Below are 18,258 nucleotides of genomic sequence, written 5' to 3' on the forward strand. Positions count from 1 at the left end.
ACAAGATCCTTTTCATTCTTACATAGTAAGTCTACCAGCTAGGGATCAGTCCGTTTTCGTATAGCATTTCAGATCAAGTCGGAACTAATACATCTTACCACTTCGGCACCTCCAACAAGTTATCCATTCATCTTTACAACCTCACTCCCGAACGAGTACGTCCCTTACGTCGAATTTCATTCCCCGCAACAGATACATTCCTACCAAACATCATCCTTGCAAAACTCTGAGCCACCTGCTCTGCCCCCGGATCATTTAGACTGAAGAAAATCTTATCTCCATTATCCTTGATCATGCCGCCACTCTTAAGCGTGTAGAGGACATTTCCGGACGAATCCACACGCCAGGTCATCCCGTCCAGAACAGGCTGTTTTTCTTGATCAGACTTATTCCGTCTCGCTTCCTCGGCCTGCAGCTGCAGCATGGCGGCGATTGACAACAACCTGCGCTTATCCTTCCACGCAAGGCTGGAGTCTCTCCTTATGCGGCTTTGATTCAGCTTCAGATCAGCAACTCTTGTGTCTGGACTTGAAGAATCCGGCAACGAGGTGGTTATGATGGGCTCTTTGGCTGAACGCAGGACCATCAGCGCAACCTCATCGCCGTTCTCGGCCTTCCACTTGAGGAATTCATTCCACCTGGCAAACGGAGTTTGAGCACGCAATTCCGCCCGTTTTTCTGCCATTTCACCTTTAAGGGCTTCGAGGCTTTCGGTTTTTCTACCGTTTGCCTGAGCAATCAGGCGACTCCGATCCTTGCCGCCGAGCTTTCTATCATGCTTGAGAGCCTTAATTCTGCTGTTCCAATAAGAACCGATTTGTCCCCAACGGGCATCCTGCTCTTCACGCAGTGATTCGTACGCCTTTTTCCTGCCTGAAACAGCTTCGCTAAATTCAGAGAACAGCTGACCCCTAAGCTTATGCAGAGGTCGATAGACATACCTCTCCTTCTCGATTACGGCCAATTCTAACGGTTCCTGGTATAAACCGAGCCTATCTTCCAGCCTGTCCTTGGTAAAACTCCGGTCAAGCCTGCTGGCCTTGATGGCCGTCCCGGAATGGCGGTCTTTGATGCTGCAACCATTCCCACGCAACCGGACTTCAATACCGATCTGAGCCAACGATTCGTGGAATTCCTGCCAGTTTCGCGCGTTATCCAGAGACGTCAGAACAAAATCCTTGCGCTCCTTTACGTATGAATCAAATGACTGCTGCCCGGAATGAGCCTCATAGGTTGCAGCCCGGTCATTGGTTCGCTTGGGTTCCTGCTCCTTCTGCCTTCCGTTATCAAACTTCAGGCCGAACTTTTGCTCCAGCTCACGGTGCAGCCGATCACGCTTATAAAAGTCCCGATACGGCTCGTAACGGGTCAGCTTCTCTGGATGAATCATATTGTATGCGATGTGCATATGGATATTGTTGGTATTCTTATGAACCCCGCAATGCCGTTGATGTTCCTCAAAACCCAGAGCCCGGGAAAACTCCAGCTCAATCTCCTTAAAGTCTTCCGGAGTCAGGATGGCTTCATCCTCAGGCCTGAAGGAGACAATCAGGTGATAGGTTTTCTCCCTGCCGGTACGCTGGTTAAGCTCCTGAGTATCAAGAACCTCCTGAATCGCCAGATCGTAATCGTCACCGGCCCAGCAACCAGCACACCAGGACATCAGAGTCTTTTCTCCCTTGTTCTTGGCATCGGCGATGTAGTTGGCCAGTCGCCGGTAGTCATCGTTCTGGGGTTTGCAAGTAATCCTGCGGCTGATCATATAGATCTGACCTTTGCTACAATTTCTTTTTGGGCCAGCCTGATATCTTCCAGAAGTCTTTCAACATCAATTCGATGTTTGTCATCATCCAGAATCCACATCTTGAGCAGCCCACCCAGACGGCCCAGGTCGGCGTTTGTTTTCAAAAGGTCAAGCCGGGCCTGCTGGTCAGTGCGGCTCTTGATCTCGTGCCCCAGTGCAATACGCTTAAGGAACTCCGAGACAGAAAGGCTGCACATTCTGGCACTGCCCGTAATTGACTCAAACTCCGCCTCTGAAACATATGATTTAAGCACTTGCTTCTTTGAGGGCACGGCGAAGTCCTGTTTCACAATTAATTCCTTCCCAAACAAGACTTACCGCATGATGAAGGTAAGCTTTCGGAATCTGCCCAAGTGACTCAATTCGCATTTTATTACAAAGATTGGTCACTAACTCCTCTCGAGAAGCAGCTCCGCAATGCGCCCAATAATCCAGTAGGCCGTTGACTGGAGACAGGTCCTCTGACGAACAGGGATCACTCCCCAATAATTTCGGAGGGACAACACTTCTGCAAAGGGTAATATATGTCCAGGCACTATTCAGAGTAAGTGCATCCATGTCACAAATATCCTGAATCCGCATTGCGGCTTCAATCTGCCGCTTACCTTCCTGCCAACTGATATTTTCAAGATAGCACCAGTAACGAGCAAACCCTGTGAATGCAGCTATAGCCTCGGGATTGGCCTTTTTAATCGTTAGCTTCGCCTCAACCTGCGGAGTGCTCAATCGGGCTTCCATTGCATTAAAAGCTTCAAGAAACTTAATTTTCCACTCCATAGACTTCTTGCCAGTGAACCCCATCGCCAGCAGGGAAAATCCGTCGCGAGTCATGTTGAAGGCAGGCTGTTCTTTATTCTGCGAATTTATATATGAGGACGGCTGAAAATTCAGCTGTCGAAAATCATCAGGGATTTCCAATTCATTTATTGATTGAAGCACATTCTTATGCATCTTTTCAAAAAGCTCAGCCACAACCAGCGATGAAACCATCGGCTGATTATTATTAACGACCAATTCTACTACAGCTTTTACCTCTTTGTTTTCATTACTCTTTTCAATCATCGCTTTACTCCATATCGGTTGCGGTTAATGTCAGCGCAAAATTAAGGAGTCCTCAATTTTGCAGCAACAAGCGTTGAGCCGAAGGCGAATAAGCCAATCTCAGCCCCCAGGCTGAGCAGGACGTAAGGTCCACCACTTTGAAAAAGTGGTACTACCTTACCTGTCCTGCCTTCGGACTCCGCAGGAGTATACGCGATTTTGCGGTAAAATTTCAAATTATTTAATTATTACTGCTATTTCTTGTTGTTTCTCGCTTGCTCTCGTTGAGTCTTGTTAAATCTCAAATAGCCCTGTTAGTTCTTGCATAATCTTGCTAAATCTCGTTAATTAAACACGTCAGTATGGATTGTGCTGAATATTTTTTTTCGCATCCGCATGTTTAAGGCTTTGCAATTACCACATTGAGCGAGTGCGACCAGGCATAAACATCAGCTTACACACTTAAATAAAACACTTTTTTAAAAAATCGGAATTTCGAATTACATGACTCAAAAGCTGACTCTCTCCAGCCTTGAACGCAAACTTTTCAAGGCCTGCGACATCCTCAGGGGCAACATGGAAGCCTCTGAATATAAAGAATACATTTTCGGCATGCTCTTTCTGAAACGTTTGAGCGATCAGTTCAACAAAGACCGCGCAACACTGGCAAAAGATCTCACCGCCAGAGGCATACCGGAAGAAGCTAAAGCCGCTCTTCTGGACAGTCGCAACCAGTACACCTTTTATGTCCCCGAATCCGCACGCTGGGAACAGATCCAGCACATCAAAAAAGATGTCGGCTCCGGTTTGAACAAGGCCCTTGCCGCAGTGGAAGAAGCAAACCCTGAAACTCTTCAGGACGTGCTGAAGTCCATCAACTTCAACCGCAAGGTCGGGCAGCGCACCCTTGACGACAGCACCCTTGTCGAATTCATCCAGCATTTCGGAAAAATCCCACTCAGCAACGACGACTTTGAATTTCCCGATCTTCTGGGCGCGGCCTACGAATTCCTCATCAAGCATTTCGCGGACAGCGCAGGCAAGAAAGGCGGTGAATTCTATACCCCGACCGAGGTGGTCCGCACACTGGTCGAAATAATCGAACCGCAGGAAGGCATGGGGATTTACGACCCCACAGCCGGGTCCGGCGGTATGCTCATCCAGTCCGCAAAATACGTTCAGGAATGCGGCGGAAACGTGAAGAACCTGTCTCTGGCAGGTCAGGAACTGGCCGGAAGCACATGGTCAATGTGCAAGATGAACATGATCCTGCACGGCATCGTCAGCCAGGACATTCGCCAGGAAGATGTCCTGAAAAGGCCCCTTCACCTTACAGATACGCACGAACTCAAGACATGGGACCGGGTTATCGCCAATCCGCCCTTCTCACAGAACTATTCCAAGAAGGAAATGCAGTTCACCGACCGCTTTGATGTCTGGCTGCCCACCACAGGCAAAAAAGCCGACCTCATGTTTGTGCAGCACATGGTTTCCGTACTAAAGAACAACGGCAAATGCGCGGTCATCATGCCTCACGGAGTGCTTTTCCGTGGCGGCGAAGAGCGTAACTGCCGCGCGAAATTCATTGAAAAAGGAATCCTTGAAGCCATCATCGGCCTGCCCTCCGGCCTGTTCTACGGAACCGGCATCCCGGCCTGCATCCTTGTGCTCAACAAAGAAGGCGCAGCAGATAGAAAGGAAGTGCTCTTCATCAACGCAGACCGCGAATACAAGGAAGGCAAAAACCAGAACAAGCTGCGCCCCGAGGACATTGCCAAGATCACCCATGTCTACCGCAACAAGCTGGAGGTTGAAAAATACGCCCGAATAGTCCCGGTGGAAGAGCTCACAAAAGAAGATTTCAACTGCAACATCCGCAGGTACGTGGACAACTCCCCGCCGCCGGAACCGCACGATGTGAAAGCGCACCTTCACGGAGGAGTACCAGTCTCGGAAGTTGATGCCCTAAACGATTATTTCGACAACTTCCAAGGGCTGAGAGACCTGCTTTTCAAGCCGAGGGACGAGGAATATCTCGACTTCACCGACGCCATTAACGGCAACGGCAGCATCAAAAAAACAATCGAGAACTCCAAGGGAGTGCAGGATAAGCATACCCGGTTCCGTGAGAGCCTTGAAAAATGGTGGCTGGCCAATATCGCGGACATCGCAGACCTTAACAACACCGGCAACGTCTTCGAGTATCGCCGCAAGTTCTTTGATTCCATTGCCGAATCCCTCGTGCCGGAAAAGATACTCGACCTGCACAAGGTGCGCGGCGCATTCGCCAGCTACTGGGAAGATCTGGACAGCGATTTCCGCTCCATAGCCGCCAGCGGATGGAGTGCCGTGCTCATCCCGGACGACAGTATCCTGCAATCCCAGTTCCCGGAAATTCTACAAAAGGTGGAAGAAGACAAAGGCCGCATAGCCGAGCTGGAGTCCATATTTGCCGCCGCAAACGAAGCGGATGCAGAAGAAACCGAAGCCGAGGATGAAATCACAGCTTTGCCCAAAGCAGTCGTGAAAGATTTCAAGGATGAAATGAAGGACTGCAACAGCCAGTTGAAAACACTGCGCAAAGACCTGAAGGATCTGAAAACAGACCTTGAGCGCATGAATAAATCCGGCTCCGCCCAAACTGAGATTGATCAACAGCAAGTCCGGATTGTTGAGACTGATTCAAACATTAAAAAGTTGAATGCGGAAAAAACCGCCATTGACCAGAAATTAAAAAATCATGCTGCTCTTGAAAAAGAACTCAAAGACCTCAAGTCCGGCATCCGCGTGGTGGAAAAGCAGATGGATGATCTGGTTGAGAAAGCCCGGGAAAAGATCAGCGAGGGCGAAGCTAAAAAGCTGATCCTTGAACGGTTCCATGATGAATTAGTTGACAGGTATGATGAATACCTGCGTCAACATCTGCGCGGGTTTATCGCCAGAATTGATAATCTTTGGGATAAGTATGCCGTGACTTTGAATGACATTCTTGCTGAGCGGGATCGCGAGGCGGAAGTTTTGAGTGGGTATTTGCGGGAGTTGGGGTATGAGTAATTGGACGACGATAACACTTGCTGACACCATTTACTCTTCAGACTCTGGAGAATGGGGGAATGACCCAAATGGCTATAATGAGGTATGGGTGTTGCGGTCTACGAACTTCACGAATTCTGGTAAAGTGGATTACTCAAAAGTTATTAAACGATCCGTCCCGCCTTCAAAAAATAAACTATTTCTGAACAAAGGAGATATAATTTTAGAAAAATCAGGGGGAAGCCCGGCACAGCCCGTTGGAAGGGTTGTCTACGTTGACAACCTCGCAATCTCTCCTGCAATTTGTTCAAACTTTTTACAAAAACTATCTGTTAAGGGAATATATGATCAAAAATTTATTTTCTATGTATTCTTTAACCTATATAGATCCGGGGCTTCACGAAAATATCAGCAACAAACAACTGGTATAATCAACTTTAAACTCAATGAATATTTACGTGAATCAACTGTAATCCCTTGCAGTATTACCCAACAACGCAAAATCGCCAAAATCCTGACCACGGTAGAGAACCAGATCGAAAAGACCGAGGAACTGATCGCCAAGTATGAGTCGGTAAAACACGGCATGATGCAGGATCTTTTCACCCGTGGCGTGGACGAAAACGGTAAGTTGCGCCCCAAACGTGAGGATGCCCCAGAGTTGTACAAGAAGACCGAGCTGGGGTGGATTCCGCGGGAGTGGGAGGTGGAAAAGTTTGGCAACTGTGGACGATGGCAAGGAGGTATAACTCCGTCAAAAGCTCAAAAATCTTTCTGGGAAAATGGAACATACCTTTGGCTGTCTCCCAAAGACATTACTTCGTCGATTCTTAAAGAGTCTGAAGACCATCTTACTGATAACGCTTTACAAAACAATTCGATCCAACTGTATCCGCCTGAATCAATAATTATTGTATTTCGGAGCAGCATTTTACGCAGAACATTTCCAGTCGCTAAATGTATCAGGCCATTCACAATAAACCAAGATCTGAAGACACTAATTTTATTTGACAACTTCAATCAAAATTTTGTTTTTAATTTTCTAAAACATTCTGAGCAATTAATCCTTAGAAAGGCAGTTAAATCCGGCACCACAGTTGAAAGTATAGATGGTAAAACATTTTTTAACATTCTTATACCAAAACCTAATTTAAACGAACAAATACAAATAGCAAACATCCTTGTTGCCTTTGACAAATATCACAATGAAGAACACTTAACCCTCGCCAAACTAAAAAACCTAAAAACCGCCCTTATGCAAGACCTGCTGACCGGCAAAGTGGAAGTGACACCTGACCCTGAGGACCAGTAAATTATGAGCAGCAACAACTCCCCATTTTCATTTAAGATATTCCTCCCCGACGGAACAGTCGACGGTTTGCGCATCATCGGCAAATCGCACTGGACCGGCAAGGGTATTGTCTTCAACCGTTCCAATTACAAGGAAGCATCAAAGCGGGAGGAGTTCCAGAAAACCGGGGTTTATATACTTGTGGGAGATGCCGAGGACGGCACGCTGCCGACCATTTACATCGGCGAGGGGGAACCGGTTATCCGCAGGCTGAACAGCCATTACGCGGACAAGGATTTCTGGAACTGGGGAGTGTTCTTTGTTTCCACCGACAACAGCCTGAACAAGGCCCATGTGAAGAATCTTGAAAGCCAGCTCATAGAACTGGCCACAAAAGCCAAGAGAGCCAAACTTGATAACTCAGTTGGTTCACAGGCTCCTACCCTCAGCGAATGGGAACAGGCCGACGTGGACAGCTTTCTGGACGACATGCTGAGCATTTTCCCCCTGCTTGGCCTTTCAGCATTCAGGCAGACAATAAAGAAATCCAACAAAAAGTACCCTACTCTCGCTACCTGCGGCAGCGGAGTTTCCGCCAAAGGGCAGGATACGGATGAGGGTTTTGTTGTCTTCAAGGGTTCTGAAGCCAAGAAGACACATGCCCCGTCCATGCAGAATTTTCTGGTCAAGATGAGAGAAGAGTTAGTGGAATCCGGCGTTATTCTTGATGAAGGTGACAAGTTTATGTTTTTGCAGGACTACACATTCAAATCTCCCAGCACTGCTGCAAGCGTTGTTCTGGCCCGCAATGCCAACGGCAGAATTGAATGGAAAAATGAACAGGGTGTTACGCTTAGAGACATTCAAACCGAAGGGATGGACCTTTCACAGGAGTAGAAACAATGCCCGAGTATTTTCATAAGCAAAAAAAGATAAAAGCTTCATGGCGTGCAGTACAAATATGGCAAATTCTAGTTGGATGCGCGCATAACCAGCAACTCATTACATATGGTCAAATTGCCAAAATATTGGGATACAACGGGGCTGGTACTATGAACGAACTGATCGGACGCATCATGTACTATTGCCAAGACAATAAACTGCCGCCTCTAAGCATTCTTGCAATCAATATAAAAGATGGAACTCCTGGTGAGGGTTTTGAATTAGATACTAATATTTTTGAAACTCTTGATGAAGCACGGATGAAAGTATTCCATACAAAATGGTACAAAATCATTCCCCCCTCTGCCGAAGAGTTTGAAGACATCTGGAAAAAACACGAAAAGTAATTATGGCTGAATATCTCATTGTAGAAAAACCGTTTCTGGACCAGTTGGAAGCCCTTGGCTGGAAGATTACCGACCAGGGACAGGGGATTCCCCATGATCCTGCGCGGAGTTACCGCAACAGCTTCCGTGAAGTTGCCCTGCTTGAGGAATTCAAAAGAAGCGTCAGGGACATCAACCGGACAGATGACGGACAGGAATGGCTCACCGACAAACAACTCGGGGACCTGTACAACGAGATATTCCACCACCCCATGGCCGGGCTTATTGAGGCCAACGAGAACGTGCTCAAGCGGCTTTTCAAGGCACAGGTGGACGTTAATGAAATTACCGGTGAAGCTGATCCGGTAGTAAAACTGATCGACTTCGACAATCCCGCGCGCAACAGCTTCAGGGCGATCAACCAGTTTCGCATCGACACTCCCGGCGGAGTAAAGGACTTCATAATTCCCGACATAGTGCTTTTCGTTAACGGGTTGCCGCTGGTTGTTGTTGAATGCAAGGACACCAATGAGTACACCTCCAACCCCATCCATGAGGCAATAGAACAGCTCAGGCGCTACAGCGACCAGCGTGAACAGACTATAGCCGACGGCCTTCGAGAAGGGGAACAGGCCCTATTCTTCTCCAACCAGCTCCTTATAGCCACCTGCGGCGATGAAGCAGAATTCGGTTCCATTACCGCCAACGAAGATTATTTCTTCGCCTGGAAAGATATCTACCCTGTCAAATACAAGGAATACGCTCCCCCGCTCGGCAGGGAAAGGGCGCAGGAAATCCTGATTCAGGGCATGCTGCCGCCGGAAACACTGCTGGACATAATCCGGACCTGCACAATGTTCATGGATGTGGGGGAAAACCGGGTTAAGGCCGTCTGCCGATACCAGCAGTACCGCGCCGCCAGCAAGATCATTGAAAAGCTGCGGAGCGGAGATACGGCCAAAGAGCGTTCCGGTGTGGTCTGGCACACTCAGGGGTCAGGCAAATCCCTTACCATGGTCTTCACAGTCCGCAAGATCCGGATGTGCGATGACCTCAAGGACATCAAGATCCTTTTCATGACCGACCGCAAGGATCTTGAAAAGCAGCTGGGCAGAACTGCGGAATTAACAAGGGAGAATGTCACCTACATTCAGAGCACCCAGGAACTGCGTAATCACCTGCATACGGACGCTTCAGACCTCAACATGGTCATGGTCCATAAATTCGGTGAAAACAATCATACAACCGGTCCTGAGTACCTTGCAAAAGCCCTTGATGCTCCACGCAGATTTGAAAATTTCGGCATAGTCAATCCTTCGGAACGTATCGTCATCATGATTGACGAGGCACACCGAAGCCACAACGAGGATCTGGGCTATAATGTTTTTGAAGCCTTTCCGCACGCCACCCGCATCGCCTTCACCGGCACTCCCCTTTTAAGTGGCATCAGCAAGGCCCCGACAATAGATAAATTCGGCGGTTATATCGACAAATACCGTTTGCAGGATGCGGTTGAAGACGGGGCCACCGTACAGATCCTTTATGAAGGGAAAACCGCCGACACCGCAATTTACGACAAAAACGGATTTGACCGTAAGTTTGAAGACCTTTTCAAGAATCGCACGGATGAGGAAATTCTGGAGATCAAGAAAAGGTACGGAGCAACCGGAGATATTCTTGAAGCCGAAGGCCGGATAGAGGAAATCGCTACGGATCTCGTAGATCATTATATTGAAAAGATCCTGCCCAATGGATTCAAGGCCCAGGTTGCAGCCAGCTCCAAACTGGCGGCGGTGCGATATGTCAAATACATCCGCAAGGCCCTTGAAAACCGCATTGAACAGGAAAAAAGCAAACCGGTTCCGGATCAGGATCTCATTGCAAAGCTGGAACTACTTCAGGCATCCGCAGTACTCTCCGCCGATGGCACAAATGATCCGGCCATAATCACCAATGCAATAAAAGAAGCGAAGCGGCTCAATGCCGTTACCAACTTCAAAAAGACTTTCTCCCCGGACAGGCCTGAAACCGGTATGGCTTTTCTGGTTGTCTGTGACCGGCTGCTGACCGGCTTTGATGCCCCCATCGAGCAGGTCATGTATATCGACAAGAAGATCAAGGAGCACAACCTGCTCCAGACCATAGCCCGAGTGAATCGAATTGCAGACGGCAAAAGTCGGGGCTACATTGTCGACTACATAGGGCTTGCCAATCACCTGCAGCATGCCCTTTCCATATACGGCAAGGATGATGATTACGACGACATCCAGATGTCCATGCTGGACATCAATTCAGAAGTACCGACCCTTGAGAGCCGCTACCGCAGGCTGCTCTTCCTTTTCAGCTCCAACGGCGTTGATGAAATCGAAGACTTTGTTCAGCAGCGGATTGATGATCCCGAGCTGGAATATAACATCGTCGAGGATGCAATTGGAATTCTTGAAAACATCAAACGTCGTGCAGACTTCGAAGTCTATTTCAAAAAATTTCTCCAAAGCATGGACATCATCCTGCCTGACCCTTCCGCAACACCATATAAGATTCCGGTAAAACGGTTCGGCTACATACTTGCCAAAACCAAGCAGCGTTACAAAGACAATTCTCTTAACATTACCGGAGCGGGAGAAAAGGTAAAACAGCTTGTAAACGAGCACCTGATCAGCCTTGGAATAGATCCCAAAATTCCACCTGTGGAACTGTTTTCAGCCAATTTTGAAGAATCGGTCGAAGAAAACAAAAGTACCAAGGCTAAAGCCAGCGAGATGGAACATGCCATCAGAAAGCATTGCAAAATCCAGTTCGGGAAAGATCCGGAAGCGTATGCGCGCATGAGCGAAAAGCTTGAAGCCCTGATCCGCAAGCACAAGGAAGATTGGGATAAACTATACAAAAGTCTGCTGGCTCTGTGTGAAGAAGTTCGCAAAATTGAAGATAGGCCGGTTGATGATCCATTCCTCAGGCTTACACTGATGACAACCTTCGGAACCACAGAAGTAGACGAAGAGACAAAAAGAAAAACAGCAGCTCTAATTGATGAGGTGCTCGATCATCTTCAAAAAACAATAGGCATTATTGACTTCTGGAACACCCCCGTGCGAGTTCGAGAACTCAAAGGGGAAATCAGTATTGTACTGGCCTCAAGCGGCATCCCGGAAATAATACAAAATATGGATAAGGTCGAAACTGAGCTGGTCGCCCTGGCAAAACACCGCCACAAAGAGCTTCTGGCACTTGTTGATGACAGAAAAAGATAAAAGACGTGCCTAAGCATAAAGACATTGAATACAGCCTGATACGCAGCAATAGAAAAACAGCAAGCTTGCACATAGAAAGGGACGGATCAGTCACATTGATGATCCCGGAAAAATTATCCGACAGCGACGCCGACAGGATAATCGAGAGCAAACTTTACTGGATCTACAAAAGTCTCGCGGAATGGGAAGATCTTAATGCCACCAAGGTTAATAGGGAATTCGTCAGTGGGGAAGGATTTCTTTATCTTGGCCGTTCGTATCGCTTGAAATTTGTTGAAGAGCAACATATGCCGTTAATGCTCAGAAACGGATACTTCTGCTTACGAACTAGTAAGCGAGGCAACCAAATCGAACCACACGAAGCTTTTAAAGAGTTTTACCGAGCCAAAGGAAAGCAGCGCATTCACGAACGGGTTGATCTTTACCGCAAAATGCTGGCTGTTAAACCTTCAAATATCCGAATCATGGAGCTAAAACATCGCTGGGCATCGTGTTCAAGGAATGGTGCACTGAATTTCCATTGGAAATGCATGATGGCTCCGCTCCTTATTCTGGACTACATCGTTGTTCATGAACTGGCACACTTGATCCATCCGCGTCATACATCGGCCTTCTGGAACGAAGTGGACAAAGTTTTGCCTGATTATTTTGAGCGCAAGGAATGGCTTAAGAAGCGTGGGGCTGAGATGGATTTATGAGATAACAATTTAGTCTGGTAAACCTACAAGTTATAATTTCTCACATGGTCGATATTCACTAAAATTACTTTTCAAAGTAACATAACAAGATTCACAGCCCTGTCCTATATAGGACATTCCACAGGAAGGAACCTCATAAAAAGAAAATTTAATAATATTTTTAAAATCAACCGGGAGATCATTTACGCATTTAACCAATTCACACAAAGAACTTCCACTAGCTACATCATTATGTTTGGCATCCACTGGGGCGACATATGGACAAATAGTGATAAGGTTAACATTACGTTCTTTTAACCATTCTACAGATTCAACAAGCAAAGAACTTTGGCTAATATTGCTATACAATGGAAGTCCCCACATCAAGTATACTCTAGTTTTAGCTCCTGCATCATGAATTAGATCAATCGCTCTTTCATAAACAACATCACAATCTGGACGTCCTAATCTCTTAACGGCCAGCCAATCACCCAAACATTGCATTCCCATAGCAAGTTGGAATGTTTTAACCCCTGATTCAGAAATTATTTTCTTCAGTATAGATTTATTAACAAATCTAGGCACACTTTCGAAAGTAAGAGAGGTAATATTGCCAAGTTTAATAATTCGCAAAATTTTATCAAACTTTTGCGAATTAATTTCACTTGGATTCAATATTGATCCATCGTTATAAACAGCAATAGCATGAGGTTTATACTTATCTATAGTCTTCGCTAGCACATCGGCTGGCTCAGCTTTTGGAAGTTGTTTAGCAAAATAAGGGAGGTAACAAAAATTACATGATGCTGTTTTGCAGCCGCCTGTTGACAATATAACCTTGAGCCTATTTTCCTTAAAGTCAACCCACCTAGCTCCATAGAAAGAAGACATACTGGGAAAATTTTCTTTTGAAATTGTGTTAATAAAAAATTGCTTTTGTTCTTTCTGATATTCCCAACACGAACGGACCTTGCTTATAGAACAAGCCAAAATATCACCAACAAGAGAAATTGCTTTTTCTAATTTGTCTTTAGAAGGCAACACACTATCGCTGCAATATAATTGCAATATTCTATCACCTTCGTCTAAGTTTTCAACAACTGAAATTTCAGACAACTTATGCACTTTAATTTCTTTTCTATCAGAAGGGTCGTAAGTGTAAAATTTATGTTTATCTGATTCACGAATAAATTTCGAAAGACTTGTTCTTAAAGCTATATATTCATCACCTTGAGATTTACCATTTGAAAAAACTTTCAATCCCTCTATAATTATAGAAGATTTTTCCTTATCGACCCCAGCCCGATCAAGGCAATTCTGAATTTCGCTAATAAACGTGCGATGGGAGAAAATCCGTTTCCCGTAAAGCTCAATCATTCCTGAACATGCACAACGCACAGCTTCGTGGGCAATAAATCTTGTTACATAGCTTGCAGTAGTTGAACTCAACCTCCTGTAAGCATCTCTAAGCTCGAGATAAAAACTCTTATGCAGCTCCATTCTTGAAATTTGAGCATCATGCTTCATATAGTCTTGAAGAGACTTTCGCCAACTATCTTCAAGATTATCAGAATTAGTACCTACAATGAAACTTTCTGAAAGACATAATCCCCATTCAACATCTGAATTGGCGTTTTTTAACCACTTATGAGAGACCACATTAAAATCAAAAGAAATTCTTTCCAAAGAAATCCTTTCATATCTATGAAAGCCTTCAAATTCATCTAAAACCAATATTAAATCAACATCCTTAGAGTCTTCGCAGCGTGCAACACTACCAAAAAGTAAAAGCATATGTTTCCTATTCTCTAAAAAGCCATTTTCGTAAAATTTATTATAAATTTTACGTATATGGTCTCTAAAAGAATAAGGGTTCATACATTTATGCTTTACATTTTCTATTTCTTCAAAAAAATGTAAAATCATATTTTCCTTCATCTGAGGAGAAATAACCATATCTATGCTATACCCTTCTATACTCTTCAATGTCACTTAAAAACGTTTTATATTGAGCACTGCTAATTTGCATCTTATTAGGTAGTAAAGACTTCCACTCTTCATGAATTTTGAGCAGCTTATTAGTCCCATCTATCGAGAAATCGACTTCACTAAACAATAACAACTCTCCAATTGTAGTTTCAGGGGCAACCAGTTTAGCCAAGTCTCTAGCCTCACTTTCCTCAAGGCCTTTATTTTTAATAAAAAAGTTTGTTTTGGATTCCTCATTTGGAGGACCAACAGGAATAATCATATCAATACGCCCAGGGCGACTAATCGCTGCATCAAAGATATCAATATGATTAGTAGCTATACATAACAAGATTTTCTTTTCGTCATGTATTTTTTTTAATGGAGGCAACAATGCTCCAGTTAAGAACTGTTTACGTAAGTCAGGACTGTCAGAATCTCGGTCTGCAAAAATATGTTCCACTTCATCAAGCAGGACAACAACTTTTTCAATTTTTTGAAGATCTCCAAAAATTGTATTCGCATTAGCATAAACACTGTCCAAACCGCCTGACAAAAAATCTGAAACCGTTAGTTCAATAAACGGCCATCCGATGGACTTGGAGAGAGTCTCAACAATGGTTGTTTTGGCTGTCCCAGGAGGACCATAGAGTATTACGGCTGACGATTTCATAACCCCAGACCGCAATGGTTCTATCACCTTATTTTTTATTGCATCTTTATCAATAGTCTCAAGCATCATATCATCCCATTCAAACTTAGACTGAACTATTTTAGACTGATATTTTTCTTTAAGACTATCTTGAAGACCAACTTCCAACATTCGTGAAAATAAATTTAGGAACTCCAAGACTATAAGGTTGAACCACGGCTCGACAATCCGCTCCCTCAGGCTTGAATCTGAAACCAGCCAAGAATTACTATATTTTTGTTTTGTGATCCACTCAAAATGTTTATTAAAACAACTGATTAATTCGTCAAAATAAACTTTGCCGATGTCTGAAAGCAACAAAGCAACACAAGCATTGTATGCAGAAGAACAGATCATCCGCTTGCCATTTACAACAAAATTTTGGCTCTTCCAAATAGACTGACGTTCTGTAACTTCTCGCAATACATTAATAGCTAAGGGAACTATACTTGAAGCATGATTACTATTCTTTAGTACAGAAAGAGAAAACACAAGTTCCAAAGAATCAAACTCTTCCCATATCTGTGCCTTGGCAAGAGATATCTGGTGAGTAACGACAAATAGGCTAAGTCGATTTAGCAACTCTTGTAAATCATTGCCGTCTCGTTCGATTACACGCGAGGCCAAATAAACAACATACATTGACAACGAATAACTTCTTCTACCAAGAAGCCAATCGGTTATATATTTATCTAGCCATGATGCCAACGTTTCAGTAGCAACATCACCATTGGCAGCTAATGCCAACTGAGAAACATAATATGCTTCAAAAACTGTCTTTTCGGGGAGGTCGCAATCTAAACAAACTAGTTTTTGCTCCAACTCTGGAGTTACGTATTTTTGGTAGCACGCTGTTGGAGATTCTCTCAAAAAAGAATCTGCCCCCCCTAGGTATTCTTTACTATAATAAATTGTAGCAGCAGTGTTAATAGGACTACAAACCCCGGAATCTTCTTTAGAAAAATGCTTAATTCCTCCTCCATTAGTTCCAAAGGTTTGACTAAAACCGAATTCACTTAACCTAGCCAGCTCTTCTTTAACACTAGAAATAAGTCTCCACCCCATAACAACAAGAACTCCTTTTATATTACAGCATGATCTCAAATAGAGATTTAGCTTAAACCTTAAACACAAAATTAACAACAGCTGAGGTCTTCCCCTATTCTGTGCCGGTCAAATATAGAGAAATCTGGCCTTTTGACGTACTCCCAAAATTCTTTACAACTTTGGCGATGAACGTCTGACCGTTGATGCAATCTATAGAAAAATCATGAAAAGACGCGGTCGTGCTAAGGTTTTCGCAATGAACAACGGCAGTTCTGCCCGTATCGTCTTAGTGCGTAACAAGCATAAAAAAGACTGGCTTGCTCTTTTCTCCGCGGATACGAAACTGTCTGATGCCGATGTGGTTCGTATCTATGGAAAACGCTAGGACATTGTAATCTTTTTTCACACAATCAAACAGCATCTGGACTTGGAAAAAGGCTGTCAGGCCAGAGACTTTGATGCGCTTATCACGCACACCACCATCATGATGCGGTACCTCTTCCTCGCTTTGGAAAAAAGGCGAGATGACGATCCACGCACTCTCGGGCTACTTTTCCACGCCTGCTGCGAAGAAATGCGTGACTTGGATTACTTGGAAGCTCTCCAACGAATCTTGACTATGGCTTCGGTAAATTTGCCGAAAAACAAGATCTTGCAGAGCAGTTATGCCAAGCCATGATGGCTAAAGTTCTCTGGAGTTGCCCCTGCTAAACCGGACACCCAGTTACTTGATTCCCGCCGTCGGGAGACCGTCTCCGACGAGCTTCTGAGGGGCCCATTCTCGACGGTCCCCCGCCGACTCACATTGTGCTGATGCCTCGAGCTCTGATCGGATATACTCCCGTGGTGACTGCATCCGTAGTCCCTTATGCGGATGGTTCTCGTTGTAATCTTCAAACCAGTTGCCGATTCTGGACAGGACGTTCAGCGCATTTGGACGGTCTTTTACGTAGACGTAATCCCGTTTAAACGTCTTTACGAAAGCTTCGGCCATGCCGTTGCTTTGAGGACTACGCACTGGCGTAAAACGTGAGAGCAACCCGACCCCAGCAGCAAACGATACTGTTTCCCGTGCGGTATAACAGGAACCGTTATCTGAAAGCCATTCAATACGATACGGAGTTTTGGGTTGTCCGAATCGTTTCTCAACGCATTCAAGCATCAGATCACGAATCATTTCACCGCTGATGCCACAGGTTCCAGCAACATAGCTGATTACTTCCCGATCCTTGCAGTCAAGGGCAAATGCGACCCTCACGATTTCCCCATTGTCGCACTGAAATTCAAAACCGTCAGAGCTCCAACGGACATTGCGTTTTAATACGATAATTTTGCCTTCGTGTGTACGTTCAGGAGTTTTTCCCGTGTACCGAGTCAGAAGCAGCCCGTTAAGCTTCATAATACGGTAGACCCGTTTGTGATTGACTTTCGAAAGCCCCAACTCGCGAAGACGGTGGTTCAATCTGGCGCAGACGCGGCGATAACCATATGTTGTCCGTTTATCAATGATCTCCATGATTAACGGCAAAAGCCTTGTGTCATCCGCTTTGGAGTATCGAACTGGTCTAGGCTTGGGTTCATGAGCCAGTCGGTCATTTAAACGGGAGCGGGAAACATCCATTGTTTCAGCTACCCGTTTCACAGGATGTCGTCCTTTGGCAGCAACGGAATACGCGAGATCAGTTTTTTTTCGCGAGCAATTTCCAAGGTATCCTTCAGAATTTCAACTTCCATCGTCTTCTTGCCAAGCATTCGCTCAAGATCACGAATCCGTTTTTTAAGTTCACGGGCCTCCGATACTTTAACGACTTCGCCACCGGAACCAACTGCTACCTTGCCGCCTTCGCTCATAAGTTTCCTCCATCGGAAGAGGAGACTGGGAGCAACCCCGTTTTGTCTGGCAACGTAAGAAACAGACATGCCTGGAAGATATGACACTTCAACCATCCGCATCTTTTCTGCCACGGACCAGCGACGACGCTGAACCTGATTCACTACCTCTACCGTTTGAAATTCTTTAGCACTAGGTCTGGTCATAGGTATAGACCTACCTCCTAATTTCTTGGAGGTGTCCGGACGAAATGGGGGCTACTACATTCTCAAACAAGAATTCTATATCTACGGCTTAAACAAAGGACAATGACAAAGACCAAGGGGGGGTGCTGCATGATCTACAACTCCGAA

Annotated in this window: 11 protein-coding genes and 1 pseudogene; 6 read left to right on the forward strand and 6 right to left on the reverse strand. The window is 45.3% G+C overall.

All coding sequences use genetic code 11. The features are described 5' to 3' along the window. Positions 1-133: 133 nt before the first annotated feature. The 3 genes from traI to N7E73_RS02740 are packed head-to-tail and all read right to left on the reverse strand — an operon-like array spanning position 134 to position 2,866. Positions 134-1,762 (reverse strand): TraI/MobA(P) family conjugative relaxase, encoded by a 1,629-nt coding sequence (gene traI / locus N7E73_RS02730; RefSeq protein ID WP_432737394.1) that lies wholly within the window; start codon positions 1,760-1,762, stop codon positions 134-136. Next, entirely contained in the window at positions 1,759-2,094 is a 336-nt protein-coding gene (locus N7E73_RS02735) for a plasmid mobilization protein (RefSeq protein WP_432737395.1), read from the reverse strand. Before N7E73_RS02735 ends, traI begins: the two co-directional genes overlap by 4 nt. Next, positions 2,051-2,866, reverse strand: a complete 816-nt coding sequence (locus N7E73_RS02740) for a Rha family transcriptional regulator (protein WP_432737396.1) — start codon at positions 2,864-2,866, stop codon at positions 2,051-2,053. Before N7E73_RS02740 ends, N7E73_RS02735 begins: the two co-directional genes overlap by 44 nt. A gap of 483 nt (positions 2,867-3,349) precedes the next feature. Between N7E73_RS02740 and N7E73_RS02745 the strand changes: the two genes are divergently transcribed. From N7E73_RS02745 to N7E73_RS02770, 6 genes are read left to right on the forward strand one after another with little or no spacing between them, the layout of a single operon-like run. After that, positions 3,350-5,899 carry an N-6 DNA methylase gene (locus tag N7E73_RS02745; protein ID WP_432737398.1) on the forward strand — a complete coding sequence of 850 codons (2,550 nt, stop codon included), beginning with the start codon at positions 3,350-3,352 and terminating at the stop codon, positions 5,897-5,899. Beyond that, positions 5,892-7,190 (forward strand): restriction endonuclease subunit S, encoded by a 1,299-nt coding sequence (locus N7E73_RS02750; RefSeq protein WP_432737399.1) that lies wholly within the window; start codon positions 5,892-5,894, stop codon positions 7,188-7,190. Before N7E73_RS02745 ends, N7E73_RS02750 begins: the two co-directional genes overlap by 8 nt. 3 nt (positions 7,191-7,193) lie before the next feature. After that, on the forward strand, positions 7,194-8,066 hold the full coding sequence (locus N7E73_RS02755; RefSeq protein ID WP_432737401.1) for a GIY-YIG nuclease family protein: 873 nt from the start codon (positions 7,194-7,196) through the stop codon (positions 8,064-8,066). A 5-nt stretch (positions 8,067-8,071) separates the two neighbouring features. Continuing rightward, positions 8,072-8,458, forward strand: coding sequence for a hypothetical protein (locus N7E73_RS02760; RefSeq protein ID WP_432737403.1), 387 nt, complete (start codon positions 8,072-8,074; stop codon positions 8,456-8,458). A gap of 2 nt (positions 8,459-8,460) precedes the next feature. Continuing rightward, on the forward strand, positions 8,461-11,691 hold the full coding sequence (locus N7E73_RS02765; RefSeq protein ID WP_432737405.1) for a type I restriction endonuclease subunit R: 3,231 nt from the start codon (positions 8,461-8,463) through the stop codon (positions 11,689-11,691). A gap of 5 nt (positions 11,692-11,696) precedes the next feature. Beyond that, positions 11,697-12,389: a M48 family metallopeptidase gene (locus N7E73_RS02770; RefSeq protein WP_432737406.1), complete on the forward strand. Its 693-nt coding sequence runs from the start codon at positions 11,697-11,699 to the stop codon at positions 12,387-12,389. Positions 12,390-12,419: 30 nt separating this feature from the next. Here the strand turns inward: N7E73_RS02770 and N7E73_RS02775 are convergent, their stop codons facing one another. From N7E73_RS02775 to N7E73_RS02785, 3 genes and pseudogenes are all read right to left on the reverse strand, one after another. Further along, entirely contained in the window at positions 12,420-14,324 is a 1,905-nt protein-coding gene (locus N7E73_RS02775) for a hypothetical protein (RefSeq protein WP_432737408.1), read from the reverse strand. 7 nt (positions 14,325-14,331) lie between these two features. Beyond that, on the reverse strand, positions 14,332-16,092 hold the full coding sequence (locus N7E73_RS02780) for an ATP-binding protein (RefSeq protein ID WP_432737409.1): 1,761 nt from the start codon (positions 16,090-16,092) through the stop codon (positions 14,332-14,334). A 793-nt stretch (positions 16,093-16,885) separates the two neighbouring features. Then, positions 16,886-18,111, reverse strand: a pseudogene (locus tag N7E73_RS02785) (IS3 family transposase); the annotation flags it as partial. Positions 18,112-18,258 lie beyond the last annotated feature (147 nt).

Origin of the sequence: Maridesulfovibrio sp. FT414 (assembly GCF_050916235.1) — a bacterium.
Taxonomy (GTDB): Bacteria; Desulfobacterota; Desulfovibrionia; order Desulfovibrionales; family Desulfovibrionaceae; genus Maridesulfovibrio.